Annotated in this window: 21 protein-coding genes; 18 read left to right on the top strand and 3 right to left on the bottom strand. The window is 42.4% G+C overall.

Annotated elements, in window-relative coordinates; translation table 11 throughout:
* Window positions 1-198: 198 nt before the first annotated feature.
* From JIG37_RS00730 to JIG37_RS00720, 3 genes are all read right to left on the bottom strand, one after another.
* Entirely contained in the window at window positions 199-1,365 is a 1,167-nt protein-coding gene (locus tag JIG37_RS00730) for a hypothetical protein (RefSeq protein WP_199528396.1), read from the bottom strand.
* Window positions 1,366-1,516: 151 nt separating this feature from the next.
* Window positions 1,517-1,717 carry a helix-turn-helix transcriptional regulator gene (locus JIG37_RS00725; RefSeq protein ID WP_199528395.1) on the bottom strand — a complete coding sequence of 67 codons (201 nt, stop codon included), beginning with the start codon at window positions 1,715-1,717 and terminating at the stop codon, window positions 1,517-1,519.
* A gap of 8 nt (window positions 1,718-1,725) precedes the next feature.
* Complete coding sequence (locus JIG37_RS00720; protein ID WP_054554393.1) at window positions 1,726-2,145, bottom strand: hypothetical protein; 420 nt, start codon at window positions 2,143-2,145, stop codon at window positions 1,726-1,728.
* A gap of 230 nt (window positions 2,146-2,375) precedes the next feature.
* Between JIG37_RS00720 and JIG37_RS00715 the strand changes: the two genes are divergently transcribed.
* The 18 genes from JIG37_RS00715 to rplQ all read left to right on the top strand — a co-directional run bounded on the left by JIG37_RS00715 (window position 2,376) and on the right by rplQ (window position 13,076).
* Window positions 2,376-4,319: an AsmA family protein gene (locus tag JIG37_RS00715; RefSeq protein ID WP_199528394.1), complete on the top strand. Its 1,944-nt coding sequence runs from the start codon at window positions 2,376-2,378 to the stop codon at window positions 4,317-4,319.
* A gap of 275 nt (window positions 4,320-4,594) precedes the next feature.
* Window positions 4,595-4,963 (top strand): 50S ribosomal protein L14, encoded by a 369-nt coding sequence (gene rplN / locus JIG37_RS00710; protein WP_010378257.1) that lies wholly within the window; start codon window positions 4,595-4,597, stop codon window positions 4,961-4,963.
* A gap of 10 nt (window positions 4,964-4,973) precedes the next feature.
* Window positions 4,974-5,288, top strand: coding sequence for a 50S ribosomal protein L24 (gene rplX, locus JIG37_RS00705; protein WP_054554391.1), 315 nt, complete (start codon window positions 4,974-4,976; stop codon window positions 5,286-5,288).
* A gap of 16 nt (window positions 5,289-5,304) precedes the next feature.
* The gene (rplE, locus tag JIG37_RS00700) at window positions 5,305-5,844 is read left to right on the top strand and encodes a 50S ribosomal protein L5 (protein WP_058586187.1); all 540 of its coding nucleotides are present in this window, start codon (window positions 5,305-5,307) and stop codon (window positions 5,842-5,844) included.
* Between the two features lie 10 nt (window positions 5,845-5,854).
* Window positions 5,855-6,160, top strand: a complete 306-nt coding sequence (rpsN, locus tag JIG37_RS00695; protein ID WP_054554389.1) for a 30S ribosomal protein S14 — start codon at window positions 5,855-5,857, stop codon at window positions 6,158-6,160.
* Between the two features lie 21 nt (window positions 6,161-6,181).
* The gene (rpsH, locus tag JIG37_RS00690; protein ID WP_054554388.1) at window positions 6,182-6,574 is read left to right on the top strand and encodes a 30S ribosomal protein S8; all 393 of its coding nucleotides are present in this window, start codon (window positions 6,182-6,184) and stop codon (window positions 6,572-6,574) included.
* A 13-nt stretch (window positions 6,575-6,587) separates the two neighbouring features.
* On the top strand, window positions 6,588-7,121 hold the full coding sequence (rplF, locus tag JIG37_RS00685; protein WP_054554387.1) for a 50S ribosomal protein L6: 534 nt from the start codon (window positions 6,588-6,590) through the stop codon (window positions 7,119-7,121).
* Between the two features lie 9 nt (window positions 7,122-7,130).
* Window positions 7,131-7,481 carry a 50S ribosomal protein L18 gene (gene rplR / locus JIG37_RS00680; RefSeq protein WP_036974021.1) on the top strand — a complete coding sequence of 117 codons (351 nt, stop codon included), beginning with the start codon at window positions 7,131-7,133 and terminating at the stop codon, window positions 7,479-7,481.
* A 9-nt stretch (window positions 7,482-7,490) separates the two neighbouring features.
* The gene (gene rpsE, locus JIG37_RS00675; protein WP_036974018.1) at window positions 7,491-7,997 is read left to right on the top strand and encodes a 30S ribosomal protein S5; all 507 of its coding nucleotides are present in this window, start codon (window positions 7,491-7,493) and stop codon (window positions 7,995-7,997) included.
* 3 nt (window positions 7,998-8,000) lie between these two features.
* Window positions 8,001-8,183: a 50S ribosomal protein L30 gene (gene rpmD / locus JIG37_RS00670; RefSeq protein ID WP_016710201.1), complete on the top strand. Its 183-nt coding sequence runs from the start codon at window positions 8,001-8,003 to the stop codon at window positions 8,181-8,183.
* A gap of 4 nt (window positions 8,184-8,187) precedes the next feature.
* Window positions 8,188-8,622, top strand: coding sequence for a 50S ribosomal protein L15 (gene rplO, locus JIG37_RS00665; protein ID WP_054554386.1), 435 nt, complete (start codon window positions 8,188-8,190; stop codon window positions 8,620-8,622).
* A gap of 10 nt (window positions 8,623-8,632) precedes the next feature.
* The gene (secY, locus tag JIG37_RS00660; RefSeq protein ID WP_036974013.1) at window positions 8,633-9,961 is read left to right on the top strand and encodes a preprotein translocase subunit SecY; all 1,329 of its coding nucleotides are present in this window, start codon (window positions 8,633-8,635) and stop codon (window positions 9,959-9,961) included.
* Window positions 9,962-9,983: 22 nt separating this feature from the next.
* Window positions 9,984-10,097 (top strand): 50S ribosomal protein L36, encoded by a 114-nt coding sequence (gene rpmJ, locus JIG37_RS00655; protein ID WP_002959476.1) that lies wholly within the window; start codon window positions 9,984-9,986, stop codon window positions 10,095-10,097.
* 128 nt (window positions 10,098-10,225) lie between these two features.
* Window positions 10,226-10,582 (top strand): 30S ribosomal protein S13, encoded by a 357-nt coding sequence (gene rpsM, locus JIG37_RS00650; RefSeq protein WP_036974011.1) that lies wholly within the window; start codon window positions 10,226-10,228, stop codon window positions 10,580-10,582.
* Window positions 10,583-10,595: 13 nt separating this feature from the next.
* A complete protein-coding gene (rpsK, locus tag JIG37_RS00645) occupies window positions 10,596-10,982 on the top strand; it encodes a 30S ribosomal protein S11 (protein ID WP_036974009.1) in 387 nt (128 codons plus the stop codon).
* Between the two features lie 21 nt (window positions 10,983-11,003).
* Window positions 11,004-11,624, top strand: a complete 621-nt coding sequence (rpsD, locus tag JIG37_RS00640; RefSeq protein ID WP_036974007.1) for a 30S ribosomal protein S4 — start codon at window positions 11,004-11,006, stop codon at window positions 11,622-11,624.
* A gap of 24 nt (window positions 11,625-11,648) precedes the next feature.
* A complete protein-coding gene (gene rpoA, locus JIG37_RS00635) occupies window positions 11,649-12,635 on the top strand; it encodes a DNA-directed RNA polymerase subunit alpha (RefSeq protein WP_004589198.1) in 987 nt (328 codons plus the stop codon).
* A gap of 39 nt (window positions 12,636-12,674) precedes the next feature.
* Window positions 12,675-13,076: a 50S ribosomal protein L17 gene (gene rplQ, locus JIG37_RS00630; RefSeq protein ID WP_004589197.1), complete on the top strand. Its 402-nt coding sequence runs from the start codon at window positions 12,675-12,677 to the stop codon at window positions 13,074-13,076.
* The last annotated feature ends 747 nt before the right edge of the window (window positions 13,077-13,823 follow it).

Raw genomic sequence — 13,823 nt, 5'->3', positions numbered from 1 at the left:
ATACGATATTGCACTGGTTGTGCCAAGTTAATTTCTAACGGGATATTTTATGCTTAAAGGCTTTAAAAACAGGCTTTTAAACTTGTTTAATTGTGAAAAGGATAGTTATTTGAATTGTTCATGCGCACATGTGTGGTGCAAAAAATAACCCGGTTGCACAATTGCGAAGCAACCGGGTTTTGCTTATTTGAGAGTAACTTAGCCGAAAATTGCACGCATTAGACTAATGGTTTCTTCAACACTGCGGCCTTTTTCAACTTCACTGATGATTGAATCGCGCTTAGCTTTGATATGTTCAGGGATATCATCACTTGCTAATGCTCGGTCCACCAGTATCTCTGCTGATTCTTTGCCACGGCGTACGGTCTTTTTACCTGCTGAGCTCGTGGTACTCTTAGGTTTGTTTAACAACTTAATATAGTTAGAGTTATCAGCGGTACTTTTATCTGCATAATAAAAGAAGCTAGGCAATAGGGCTTTGATTTCAACCAGAGATTGTTCAAGCTCATTTGCTGCACTGGTCATTTTGAACCAAGGCATGCTATGTATTGCTTCGACAACATCTTGCCAGTAGCGCTCAAAATCACGGTTATTAAGCTTAGTAATGCCTAATGCCGCACAAAGGGCATCAAGTTTACTATTTACGATTGGTGTAAACACGTCAGGTCGGCGCATCGCAAGCAAGCGAGTAGCAGGAGCAAGCGTTGGCTTTTCATCGCTGCCATTAAATGCCATGAAGTAAGCAACCATAAAATGCTGATAATGTTCTTGCGTTACTTCACCCTCAGCTGGAATGTGTACAAGCGCCTCATCGAACGCACCAGGTAAATCACTCAACATTTGGTGGAAACCTTTCGCGTTCTTGGTAGAAGCAAACCACTCAACGTCGAAGTTATAGCTGCTTGGATCAAGCGAGGCACTGTGTTTACCTGAAAACGCTAAACGGTCTTCTGGGATCATCTCTTTTAGGGATTGCGATTTAATTGCAGCAATGTAATTAGCTAAGCGTAGTTGCTCATCAAGGGCTAAAAGCTCTTTATGCTGCTCGATGAAGCCTGCAATAACAGGCCATGGCGCAACCCTTAATGTTTTTAACTGCAAAAAACTGATTGCAGAAATTAATAAGTCATGAAGTTTTTTAAGAGTGGGTAATTGCTTATCTTCTAACAGATCGTAGTTAATGCGATCGCGGCTTGCACTTAATAGCTCATAGCACCAACCTAAAAAGTCTTCAGGGTGGTTTTCTACTTTAACTGCCATTAGGTTTAAGCTGATATCAGAGGCTTGCTTGAGGATATTTTGATAAATTTGACTTTCTTGCTCGCCAAGCGCCATTTTTGACGGTGAAATAAGCAGTTTCTTCATGCTTAATCGATACTCCAGTTTTGACCAAATTGGGTTGTTTAATTTTAGTACACAGGGTGCAAAAACAACAGGGTCGTGCATCATACCGAAGTAATGAAATGATGCAATCTTACTGATAATTTATAAGTAAGATTGCGACTGGCGTGGTTAATTAATCATGGTCATCGAGTGTAAATAATTGCTCAACACTGAGTTCAAAGTGAGCGGCAATTTTTAACGCGATAATCACCGAGGGTATAAAGCGGCCTGTTTCAACTGTGCTAATGGTTTTACGTGATACTGTAATGGCATCGGCAAGTTCTTGCTGCGATAACCCCTTTTCTTTGCGGAATTTAGCGATATTATTTTGCACTTTTATACCTAGTCTCTACTTTGCCAAAGAATTGATACGCCATATATCAAACACATCAAGGCAAGGTAAAATGTGGCCATCATGCTATGAGATACATTTAAAGCAAGTTCATCAGACAATAAAAAAATAGCCCCCATGCTAAAAAGCAATCCAAGCACAACATGTTTATAAGCGATGGTATCAATCGTATTTAAAAATTCATCCTTATAAGTAAGGCGATAACCGAGTTTCCATGTAAATCCCCCTCTAATCACAAACATAAAGAAAGATCCTAAAAATGCGGCAACACCAATAAACAGTAAAAATACTGATGTTTGCTTGAGCATTGGGTAAACACTAATAATTAATAACGTGACTCCCATGAATATTGAAAACCATGCGTTATGACTCATAAACTTTTCTTCCGTTTTGATATCTTGCTTAGACATAATCGTTTCCTTTTATTTTAAACTCAAATGTAACCTACAGGTATCAATGTAACCCTAGGGTATCATACGGTCAAGATCTTTTTGTAACCTACAGGTATCAAAAAGTTTCAGCGCTGATTCATATTCTTGTACCTAAGCTTGTTTACAAACCTTTTTGTGTGTTGGGCAATGCATTTGCGCCTAACTACCGCTATGATATGAACATTGTTTGCCCATTTTTAAGGATGATTATGAAAACCTTACTGAAAATTGTTGGTGTCATCTTCGTATTACTGATTGCATTGGTAGTCGCTGCACCATTTCTCATACCTACAGACGCGATATTTAATAAAGTATCGGAGCAAGTAGAACAAACCACAGGTCGTAGTCTGACTATTAATGGCGATAAAAAGCTGTCGGTATTTCCATCATTAAAACTCGAATTGAATGATGTGCACTTTGCCAATATGCAAACTGGCTCGCAAAAAGATATGGCAAGCATGCAGCAACTTGCTATCCGTATCCCGTGGATGTCGTTATTTGGCGGTGAGTTTAAGCTCGATAAATTCGTTATTAACGAACCAACAATTTTGTTAGAAACCGATAAAAATGGTAAAGCAAACTGGCAATTATTTGATGCGGTTGCTGAGCAACCACAGACAGAGCAGCAAAAGAGTTCTGGCGCTGTTAACTTACCAGATAACTTTGATATCGAACTTGGTGAAGTAGCAATCTACGGTGGTACTTTCACTTATCTAGATGGTAAAACCGGGGCAAAGCAACAGATAAGCGATTTAGAATTAGCAATCTTATTACCTTCTCTTCGTAAGACCTTAGAGTTAAAAGGCGGTATTACCTATATGGGTGAGCGCTTTGATTTAGATGTGACGCTAGATACACCTGTTAAAGCGATTGAAGGCGAAACCTTTAATGTCAGCACTGAGGTTGATTCACGCTTAGTCGATTTAAATTTTAAAGGTGCAATTGCAGAAATGGGTAATGACGTGCAAGGGCTTCTTTCTGTCAGTGGTGACTCAGTAAAAAATATTGCGAGTTGGCAAGGTGTTGAGCTTAATGCAAAAGAAAATGCGTTTAATGCCTTTAATGTAAAGGGTTCAATGCACCTAAAAGGACAGCAGTTTAAGCTTACTGAGCTACTTGCCACCCTCGATGAGCTGCAAATTAAAGGTAAAAGCGATATTAAGCTTGGTGAACGTTTAGCTGTGAATGCCGATATTGATTTGGGCATGCTTGATTTAAACCCTTACCTACCAGAGGGCGTAGCTAAAGAAGAGCAAGCAGAGCCTGCAGCAGATGCGCCAGCACAACCAATTGTTTGGGATGATACTGCAATTGATATGAGCGGCTTAAATGCACTTGATGCAAATGTAGTCGTGCGTTCAAGCGGCTTACAAGCAAATGATATTACCCTTGGTGAAAACCAGTTAACGGTGAACCTAAAAAATGCCGTGGCAAAAATCAGTCTAGATAAGTTTGTTGCTTATGAAGGCAATGGTAAAGGTGTCATCACCGTTAACGCCAAGCAAACACCTTATAAAATTAGTACTAACTTTTCTTTAGATAAAATCGATGCACAGCCATTACTAACTGATGCGGCTGGTTTCGATAAGTTAATGGGTAAAGGGTCTCTAAACTGGGATCTAACGACCACAGGTCAAAGCCAAAAGAGCTTTATCAATGCTTTAAATGGTAAGTTAGGCTTTGAGTTTGCTGATGGTGCGGTAAAAGGGGCCAACATTGCAGAGATGGTTCGTAAAGCAAAAGAGCTTATCAAAGGTAACTTGAGTGCAGTATCAGAAGGTTTAGATACAGGCTTTGATAACTCACAGCAAACAGACTTCTCGGCATTGCAGGGCAGTTTTGTATTCACTAACGGTGTTGGTGAAAATAAAGACCTATCCCTACTTAGCCCGCTAATTCGCATTACAGGCTCAGGTAAAGTTGATTTACCTATGACGAATGTAGACTATCGCTTGGTAACGGGGATTGTTGATTCAATCGAAGGGCAAGGCACGACCGATGACAGTACCGGCTTTAAAATTCCACTGCGTATCAAAGGTCCATTCCATGATGTTGGTTATAGCCTAGATGTCAGTGATGCGGCTAAAGAAGAAGTCAAAGAAAAAGCTAAAGATAAAATCAAAGACAAATTAAAAGGTCTATTTGGTAATTAATAAAAATTTAATTAAAGTCAAAAACAGGGCGCATTTGCGTCCTGTTTGTTTTATAATCAATAACAAACCAGCAAGCTGCTGTAATTCCTCAATGCAAGCATTGCGATTAATTCCAAATTAATTAAAAAATAACCTACCACTTCCTTGCCATTGCTGCTACAATTGCCCGCCCTTAAGAGACAACTTGCTTGTTTTTTGAGTGGAATTTAACCGAAATGTCTTGATTTTAAACAAAATTAAGGCGCGTTGTAATTTCTACACCGGAGGTCATTAACATGATCCAAATGCAAACTCAGCTGGACGTTGCTGATAACAGCGGCGCTCGCAAAGTGCAGTGTATTAAAGTCCTTGGCGGTTCGCACCGTCGCTATGCAGCGGTTGGCGATATCATCAAAGTTTCTGTAAAAGAAGCTATTCCTCGCGGTAAAGTGAAGAAAGGTGATGTTAAAAACGCGGTAGTTGTGCGTACTAAAAAAGGCGTTCGTCGTCCGGACGGTTCTTTGATCCGTTTCGATAGCAATGCGGCTGTTATCTTAAACGATAACTTACAGCCAATTGGTACTCGTATCTTCGGCCCTGTGACTCGTGAACTTCGTACTGAAAAGTTCATGAAAATCGTTTCACTAGCACCAGAAGTACTATAAGGAGTCTATCATGGCAGCAAAAATCCGTCGTGATGACGAAGTAATCGTACTAGCAGGCAAAGACAAAGGTAAGCGCGGTAAAGTGCTTTCAGTTGTTGCTGAATCTGGTCGAGTATTTGTCGAAGGCATCAACTTAATCAAGAAGCACCAAAAGCCTGTTCCTCAGTTGAACCAAGCTGGCGGTATTGTTGAGAAAGAAGCGTCTATCGACGTATCAAACGTTGCGATCTACAACTCGGAAACGGGTAAAGCAGATCGTGTAGGTTTCAAGATTGAAGATGGTAAGAAATTACGTATCTTTAAATCTACTGGTAAAACTATCTAATAGTTGGAGTAGAATGATGGCGAAACTGCATGAAGTATATAAAGACAAAGTAGTTGCTGAGCTTCAAGAGAAGTTTGGTTTCAGCTCTGTCATGCAAGTCCCTCAGATCGAAAAGATCACATTAAACATGGGTGTGGGCGAAGCTCTAGCTGACAAGAAGATCCTAGATAACGCTGTTGCGGATCTAGAAGCAATCTCTGGTCAGAAACCTCTAATCACTAAAGCACGCAAATCAGTTGCTGGCTTCAAAGTGCGTGAAGGTTACCCAATTGGTTGTAAAGTAACCCTACGTGGCGAGCGTATGTGGGACTTTTTTGAGCGTTTGGTTTCAATCGCTATCCCACGTATCCGTGACTTCCGTGGTGTAAGTGCTAAGTCTTTTGATGGACGTGGTAACTACAGCATGGGCGTACGTGAGCAAATCATCTTCCCAGAAATCGATTATGATAAAGTAGACCGTGTTCGCGGTTTAGATATCACAATCACTACTTCTGCGAAAACAGATGATGAAGGCCGTGCGTTGTTAGAAGCGTTTAACTTCCCATTCAAGAAATAAGGGTAGGGTTATGGCAAAGAATTCTATGAAAGCGCGCGAAGCAAAGCGTGCGAAATTAGTTGCTCAGTTCGCTGAAAAGCGTGCGGCACTAAAAGCTATCATCAGTGATGTTAATACATCTGACGATGATCGTTGGGACGCGGTATTAAAGCTACAAGCTTTACCACGTGATTCTAGCTCTTCACGTCAACGTAATCGTTGTAACGTTACGGGCCGCCCACATGGTTACCTTCGCAAATTCGGCATGAGCCGTATTAAAGTTCGCGAAGCAGCTATGCGCGGTGAAATTCCTGGCCTTAAAAAGGCTAGCTGGTAATAGTATCACGGGAGTAAGACTATGAGCTTGCAAGATCCTATTGCGGATTTGTTTACACGTATCCGTAACGGTCAGTCAGCGAAGAAAGTATCAGTAACGATGCCAACTTCAAAACTGAAAGTAGCAGTAGCTAAAGTATTAAAAGATGAAGGTTATATCGCAGATTACGCTGTAAGCGGTGAAGCGAAGCCTGAGCTTTCTATCGATTTGAAATATTTCGAAGGCAAAGCTGTTATTGAAAACATCCAGCGTGTTAGCCGCCCTGGTCTACGTATCTATAAGAAACGTGACGAATTACCAAAGGTAATGGGTGGTCTTGGTATCGCTATCGTATCAACTTCTAAAGGCCTAATGACAGACCGCGCAGCACGTAGTGCCGGCGTTGGTGGTGAGATCATTGGCTTTGTAGCTTAATCGGAGGGGAACTATGTCTCGCATAGCAAAGGCACCAATCAATGTTCCTGCCGGTGTAGAAGTTACATTAAAAGGCCAGGACATCACAGTTAAAGGCAAAAACGGTGAATTAACTCGTACAATCAACGACGCTGTTGAAGTACAAGTTAACGACAACGTTATTACAACTTTACCTCGTGAAGGCGTAGCTAATGCATGGGCACAAGCAGGTACTGCTCGCGCTCTAATCAACAACATGGTTGTTGGTACGCATGAAGGTTACGAGAAGAAACTTCAGTTAGTAGGTGTTGGTTACCGTGCAGCAGCTAAGGGCAAAGTATTAGACTTAACTCTTGGTTTCTCACACCCAGTGAATTTCGAAGTACCAGAAGGTATTACGATTGAAACACCAAGCCAAACAGAAGTTCTAGTTAAGGGCGTAGACAAGCAGTTAGTTGGTCAAACAGCTGCTAACATCCGTGCATACCGTAAACCTGAGCCTTATAAAGGTAAAGGTGTTCGTTACGCGGACGAGAATGTACGCCGTAAAGAGGCTAAGAAGAAGTAAGGTAAGACGATGGATAAAAAAACAGCTCGTCTACGTCGTGCTAAGCGCACTCGTAGAAATTACATTGAACAAGGCACAACGCGTCTTGTTATCCACCGCACGCCACGTCACATTTACGCTCAAGTAGTTACTGCTGAGGGTACTGTACTGGCTGCTGCTTCTACTGTTGAAAAAGCAATTAGCGAAACAGTTAAAGGCACAGGTAACGTTGCAGCTGCTCAAGCAGTTGGTAAAGCGGTTGCTGAACGTGCAGCTGACAAAGGCATCGAAAAGATTGCTTTTGATCGCAGTGGCTTTAAATATCACGGCCGTGTGAAGGCGCTTGCTGATGCAGCGCGTGAAGCCGGTCTGCAATTCTAGGAGTAGACAATGGCTAACGTAGAAGCAAAGCAACAACAGCCTGATTTGGCTGAAAAGCTAATCGCGGTAAACCGTGTGTCTAAAGTGGTTAAAGGTGGTCGTATCTTTAGCTTCACTGCACTAACAGTAGTTGGTGACGGCGCAGGTAAAGTAGGTTTTGGTTATGGTAAAGCACGTGAAGTTCCAGCTGCTATTCAAAAAGCAATGGAAAAAGCACGTCGCAACATGATCAGTGTAGACCTTAACGGTAACACGCTACAGCACCCAATCAAGGGTCGCCACGCGGGTTCTAAAGTATACATGCAGCCTGCTTCTGAAGGTACAGGTATCATCGCCGGTGGTGCGATGCGTGCAGTACTAGAAGTAACTGGTGTACAGAACGTATTGTCAAAAGCATACGGTTCAACTAACCCGATCAACATCGTTCGTGCAACGATTGCTGCTCTAGAGAACATGAACTCTCCAGAGTCAATCGCTGCTAAACGTGGTCTTAGCGTTGACGAAATCACGGGGTAAACCATGGCTAATAAAACTGTAAAAGTAACACAAGTAAAGAGCTCTATCGGTCGTTTACCGAAGCATAAAGCTACATTACGCGGTCTTGGTCTACGTCGTATCAATCACACTGTTGAGTTAGAAGACACAGCATGTGTGCGTGGTATGATTAACCAAGTTTCTTACATGGTAAAGGTTGAGGGTTAATTCGATGCATTTGAATACACTTTCACCTGCTGCTGGTGCAAAAACTGAAAAGAAACGTCTAGGTCGTGGTATTGGTTCTGGTCTTGGTAAGACTGGTGGCCGTGGTCATAAAGGCCAAAAATCACGTTCTGGCGGTAAAGTACGCGTTGGTTTCGAAGGCGGTCAAATGCCTATGCAACGTCGTCTACCTAAATTTGGTTTCACTTCACGTAAATCATTAGTATCTACTGAAGTTAACCTTTTTGAAATCGCTAAAGTTGAAGGCGATGTAGTAGACGTAAACGCGTTACAAGCAGCTGGTCTAGTTAAAAAGAACATCCAGTTCGTTAAAGTAGTTAAATCTGGCGAAGTTTCACGCGCAGTTACCGTTAAAGGTCTTAAAGTGACTAAAGGTGCTCGCGAAGCTATCGAAGCTGCCGGAGGCAAGGTAGAAGACTAAGGAAGTACTAATGGCTAAACCAGGTCAAGATATGAAAAGTGCACAAAGTGGGCTTTCGGAATTGAAGCGTCGATTACTATTTGTATTAGGTGCTATCATTATTTACCGTCTAGGTTCATTCGTGCCGATCCCTGGGATTGACGCCGCTGTACTTGCCGATTTCTTCGAGCAACAAAAGGGCACCATTGTTGAAATGTTTAACATGTTCAGCGGTGGTGCGCTTGAGCGCGCTTCAGTGTTAGCACTGGGTATTATGCCGTACATCTCGGCTTCGATTATTACGCAACTATTAACGCATATGTATCCGCCGTTTATAGAGCTTAAGAAAGAAGGTGAGCAAGGGCGTAAGAAAATTAGCCAGTACACACGCTACGGCACGCTTGTGCTTGCTACAATCCAATCAATCGGTATTGCTACTAGCTTACCGGGCATGATGGACGGGTTAGTTGTTAACCCAGGTATCGGTTTCTACTTCACTGCTGTAGTGAGTTTAGTAACTGGTACTATGTTCCTAATGTGGTTGGGCGAACAAATTACAGAGCGTGGTATCGGTAACGGTATCTCAGTTCTGATTTTTGTTGGTATTGTAGCTAACCTGCCGTCTGCTATTGGTTCGACAGCCGAAATGGCGCGCCAAGGTGATCTGAATGTACTTGTACTGTTATTGATTGCTGTAATCGTATTCGCTGTTACTTACCTAGTTGTATTCTTTGAACGTGGCCAACGTCGTATCGTCGTTAACTACGCAAAGCGTCAACAAGGTCGTCAGGTATTTGCTGCTCAAAGCACGCACTTACCACTGAAAGTAAACATGGCGGGTGTTATTCCACCAATCTTTGCTAGCAGTATAATTCTGTTCCCTGGTACAATTGCAAGCTGGTTCGGCCAGGGTGAAGGTCCGGTCGCTGATGTGCTACAAGCAATCGCTACAACGTTGACTCCAGGTCAACCTTTATATGCGATGGTTTTAGCTGCGGCTATTATCTTCTTCTGCTTTTTCTACACCGCGTTGGTATTTAACCCGCGTGAAACAGCAGATAACCTGAAAAAATCTGGCGCATTTATCCCAGGTATTCGTCCAGGTGAGCAGACATCTAAATACATTGATAAAGTGATGACACGCCTGACATTGGCAGGTGCTTTGTATATAACCTTTATCTGTCTGGTGCCCGAATTCATGACTATGGCATGGCAAACGCCATTCTATTTCGGCGGTACATCAATTTTGATTATCGTTGTTGTAATCATGGACTTTATGGCACAAGTACAGACGCATCTGATGTCACATCAGTATGATTCTGTGCTGAAAAAAGCAAACCTTAAAGGCTACGGTCGATAAGGTCATTTTACGGAGTTGAGCAATGAAAGTACGTGCTTCCGTTAAGAAAATATGCCGTAACTGTAAAGTTATTAAACGTGCTGGTGTAGTACGCGTAATTTGCAGTGAGCCTAAGCACAAGCAAAGGCAAGGCTAATTAAACAGTCGTGCAGGCTGAGTTATTTACTCGGCCTGTGTTTTTAGTTGTGATTTGGTCTTCGTTTGAGTATCCTTACGGGCTTTTCAAACAGATGATTACCAAATTCAAATATAGGAGATGTGTTAGTGGCCCGTATCGCTGGCATTAACGTCCCTGATCATAAACACGCAGTTATCGGTTTAACTGCTATTTATGGCATAGGTAAGACTCGCTCTAAGGCTATCTTAGCAGCGACTGGTATCGCCGAGACCACAAAAATCGGTGAACTTTCAGACGAAACACTTGACGTATTGCGTGAAGCAGTTGGCAAGTACACTGTAGAAGGTGACCTTCGTCGTGAAGTTACATTAAATATCAAGCGCCTTATGGACCTTGGTTGTTTCCGTGGCCTACGTCACCGTCGTTCGTTACCACTACGTGGTCAACGTACTAAGACTAACGCGCGTACTCGTAAGGGTCCTCGCAAGCCTATCAAGAAATAAGGTGGGGTAGATTATGGCTAAAGCACCAATTCGTCGTAAGAAGGTTAAAAAGCAAGTTGCTGATGGTATGGCTCACGTTCATGCTTCTTTCAACAACACTATTGTAACAATTACCGACCGTCAAGGTAATGCACTATCTTGGGCAACAGCAGGTGGTTCAGGTTTCCGTGGTTCACGTAAATCTACTCCATTCGCGGCTCAGGTTGCTGCAGAGCGTGCAGGTACTGCTGCTCAAGAATACGGTTTAAAAAATCTAGAAGTTTTCATCAAAGGTCCAGGTCCAGGTCGTGAATCTGCTGTACGTGCTTTGAATGCTGCTGGTTACCGTATCACTAACATCACTGACGTGACGCCAATCCCTCATAATGGTTGTCGTCCACCGAAGAAACGTCGCGTTTAACAATAGGTTAGGAGAAATAACATGGCAAGATATTTGGGCCCTAAGCTCAAGCTGAGTCGTCGTGAAGGTACTGACCTGTTCCTTAAGAGCGGCGTAAGAGCTATCGACTCTAAGTGTAAACTTGAGACTGCACCTGGTCAGCACGGCGCTCGTAAAGGTCGCTTATCTGATTACGGTTTACAGCTACGTGAAAAGCAAAAAGTACGTCGTATCTACGGTGTATTAGAAAAGCAATTCCGTAACTACTACAAAGAAGCTGCTCGCCTTAAAGGTAATACAGGTGAAAACTTGTTACAGCTTTTAGAGCAACGTTTAGACAATGTTGTATATCGCATGGGTTTTGCTAGCACACGCGCTGAAGCACGTCAGTTAGTAAGCCACAAAGCGATTTTAGTTAATGGTCGTGTTGTGAACATTCCTTCATACGTAATTACTCCAGAAGATACTGTTGTAATTCGTGAGAAGTCAAAAACACAAGCACGTATCATCGCTGCTCTAGAGTTGGCTGAGCAACGTGAAAAGCCGACTTGGGTTGAAGTTGACGGTAAGAAAATGGAAGGTAGCTTCAAGCGCCTACCTGAGCGTTCAGATCTGTCTGCGGACATTAACGAACAACTAATCGTCGAACTTTACTCTAAGTAAAGTTAAGAGTTAAGAGAGGATAAAATGCAGGGTTCTGTTACCGAATTCCTAAAACCAAGGTTAGTCGATATCGACGCTATCAACCCAACGCGTTCTAAAGTAGTTTTAGAACCATTAGAGCGTGGCTTTGGTCACACTTTGGGTAATGCCTTACGCCGTATACTGTTATCATCTATGCCTGGATGTGCAGTAACTGAAGTAGAAATCGACGGTGTATTGCATGAGTACAGCGCGAAAGAGGGCGTACAAGAAGACATCATTGAAATTCTGTTAAACCTTAAAGGTCTAGCAGTAACTTTAGAAGGCAAAGATGAAGTTTTTCTGACCCTGACTAAATCTGGTGTAGGCCCTGTGACTGCGGCTGATATTCAGCACGATGGTGATGTAACTATCGCCAACCCAGATCACGTTATCTGTCACCTTACGACAGATAGCAGCGAGATCAGCATGCGTATTCGTGTTGAGCGCGGTCGCGGTTATGTGCCGGCATCTAGTCGTTTATCCTCTGATGACGATGAGCGTCCAATTGGTCGTCTGCTGCTTGATGCATCATTCAGCCCAGTTGAACGTATTGCGTACTCGGTTGAATCAGCCCGTGTTGAGCAACGTACAGACTTAGACAAGTTAATCATTGATATGGAAACAAACGGCACTCTAGATCCTGAAGAAGCGATCCGCCGTGCGTCTACTATCTTAGCTGAGCAATTAGATGCATTCGTAGATTTACGTGATGTAACTGAGCCAGAAGAGAAAGAAGAGAAGCCAGAATTCGATCCTATTCTGCTTCGTCCAGTTGATGATCTTGAGCTAACAGTACGTTCAGCAAACTGTTTGAAAGCCGAGCAAATTCAATATATCGGTGATTTAGTTCAGCGCACTGAAGTTGAGCTTCTTAAAACGCCTAACTTAGGTAAGAAGTCTCTAACTGAAATTAAAGACGTGCTAGCTTCACGTGGTCTTTCTCTAGGTATGCGCCTAGAAAATTGGCCGCCTGCAAGCCTAGCTGAATAATCTAAATCACTATATTAGTTTAGTTAGAAGGATAGGGTCATGCGCCATCGTAAGAGTGGTCGTCAATTAAACCGTAACAGCAGCCATCGCAAAGCGATGTTCAGCAACATGGCTGGTTCTTTGGTGAAACATGAAATCATCAAAACAACTTTGCCTAAAGCTAAAGAGTTGCGCCGTGTAATTGAACCTTTAATCACACTGGCTAAGACTGACAGTGTAGCAAACCGCCGTTTAGCGTTTGCTCGCACGCGTGATAATGAAGTAGTTGGTAAATTATTCAGCGAAATCGGTCCACGTAATACAGACCGTCCTGGTGGTTACACTCGTATTCTTAAGTGTGGCTTCCGTGCTGGTGATAATGCACCAATGGCTTATATTGAACTAGTTGGTCGCCCAGCGACAAACGAAGAAGTTCAAGAAGACGCGCAGTCTGCAGAGTAAGTCGTAAAGACACCAAAAAGCCGAGCTTATGCTCGGCTTTTTACTTTCTAAAATTCACTACTAAAAATTCACTATCAATAAAACAGCTCTATCAACCCCAAACATTACCATGCAATCTTGAAGCACCTAGCACCTAGCACCTAGCACCTAGCACCCAGCAATTAAGATCACATATAAAGATCAATTCGCGTTCTTTTATAGTTAAATCACCTTCTATACAACTTAAATACAAGCTCATTTATAAAAAACACTGCCTAAATAGCCATAATACGAGTAATTTAGTGCTATTTTTACCCGTTTCGTTCGTATTTTGCGCGAATAGTCATTTTTTTCATGAAAACTTCAAAAAACAGTTGATCTCAATTCGGATCTCCCTATAATGCGCATCCACCGACACGGCGGACTGCTTACAAAAAAGCAAAACGACGAGTTGGTTGAGTCAAGTAAAACTGAGTTTTGAAAAAATAAACTTTTCTCAAAATTAAGTGTTGACAAAAATAACGGCTTGCGTAGAATGCACAGCCCTTGAGACGCAAAAGTGTCTCAAACGTTCTTTAACAATATAAAGCAATCATCTGTGTGGGCACTCGTACAGGTTGAGTTCTAACAGCAGATTCTAGTTCGCTAGATGACGCAAACAAATTTAGAGTCTCAATTTCTTATGAGTGACTATATAGTCAATTTATACAGAATTCATTGAGCACGAAACTTCGGTTTCAAAAAACTTTTAATTGAAGAGTTTGATCA

This window comes from Pseudoalteromonas sp. bablab_jr010, assembly GCF_016464105.1.
Classification (GTDB): Bacteria; Pseudomonadota; Gammaproteobacteria; order Enterobacterales; family Alteromonadaceae; genus Pseudoalteromonas; species Pseudoalteromonas simplex.
This window is presented reverse-complemented; position numbering and strand designations above follow the sequence as displayed.

Coding starts and splice junctions, on each gene's coding strand:
- JIG37_RS00730 (WP_199528396.1), bottom strand. CDS start 1,365: ATGAAGAAACTGCTTATTTCACCGTCAAAAATGGCGCTTGGCGAGCAA.
- JIG37_RS00720 (WP_054554393.1), bottom strand. CDS start 2,145: ATGTCTAAGCAAGATATCAAAACGGAAGAAAAGTTTATGAGTCATAAC.
- JIG37_RS00715 (WP_199528394.1), top strand. CDS start 2,376: ATGAAAACCTTACTGAAAATTGTTGGTGTCATCTTCGTATTACTGATT.
- rplN (WP_010378257.1), top strand. CDS start 4,595: ATGATCCAAATGCAAACTCAGCTGGACGTTGCTGATAACAGCGGCGCT.
- rplX (WP_054554391.1), top strand. CDS start 4,974: ATGGCAGCAAAAATCCGTCGTGATGACGAAGTAATCGTACTAGCAGGC.
- rplE (WP_058586187.1), top strand. CDS start 5,305: ATGGCGAAACTGCATGAAGTATATAAAGACAAAGTAGTTGCTGAGCTT.
- rpsN (WP_054554389.1), top strand. CDS start 5,855: ATGGCAAAGAATTCTATGAAAGCGCGCGAAGCAAAGCGTGCGAAATTA.
- rpsH (WP_054554388.1), top strand. CDS start 6,182: ATGAGCTTGCAAGATCCTATTGCGGATTTGTTTACACGTATCCGTAAC.
- rplF (WP_054554387.1), top strand. CDS start 6,588: ATGTCTCGCATAGCAAAGGCACCAATCAATGTTCCTGCCGGTGTAGAA.
- rplR (WP_036974021.1), top strand. CDS start 7,131: ATGGATAAAAAAACAGCTCGTCTACGTCGTGCTAAGCGCACTCGTAGA.
- rpsE (WP_036974018.1), top strand. CDS start 7,491: ATGGCTAACGTAGAAGCAAAGCAACAACAGCCTGATTTGGCTGAAAAG.
- rpmD (WP_016710201.1), top strand. CDS start 8,001: ATGGCTAATAAAACTGTAAAAGTAACACAAGTAAAGAGCTCTATCGGT.
- rplO (WP_054554386.1), top strand. CDS start 8,188: ATGCATTTGAATACACTTTCACCTGCTGCTGGTGCAAAAACTGAAAAG.
- secY (WP_036974013.1), top strand. CDS start 8,633: ATGGCTAAACCAGGTCAAGATATGAAAAGTGCACAAAGTGGGCTTTCG.
- rpmJ (WP_002959476.1), top strand. CDS start 9,984: ATGAAAGTACGTGCTTCCGTTAAGAAAATATGCCGTAACTGTAAAGTT.
- rpsK (WP_036974009.1), top strand. CDS start 10,596: ATGGCTAAAGCACCAATTCGTCGTAAGAAGGTTAAAAAGCAAGTTGCT.
- rpsD (WP_036974007.1), top strand. CDS start 11,004: ATGGCAAGATATTTGGGCCCTAAGCTCAAGCTGAGTCGTCGTGAAGGT.
- rpoA (WP_004589198.1), top strand. CDS start 11,649: ATGCAGGGTTCTGTTACCGAATTCCTAAAACCAAGGTTAGTCGATATC.
- rplQ (WP_004589197.1), top strand. CDS start 12,675: ATGCGCCATCGTAAGAGTGGTCGTCAATTAAACCGTAACAGCAGCCAT.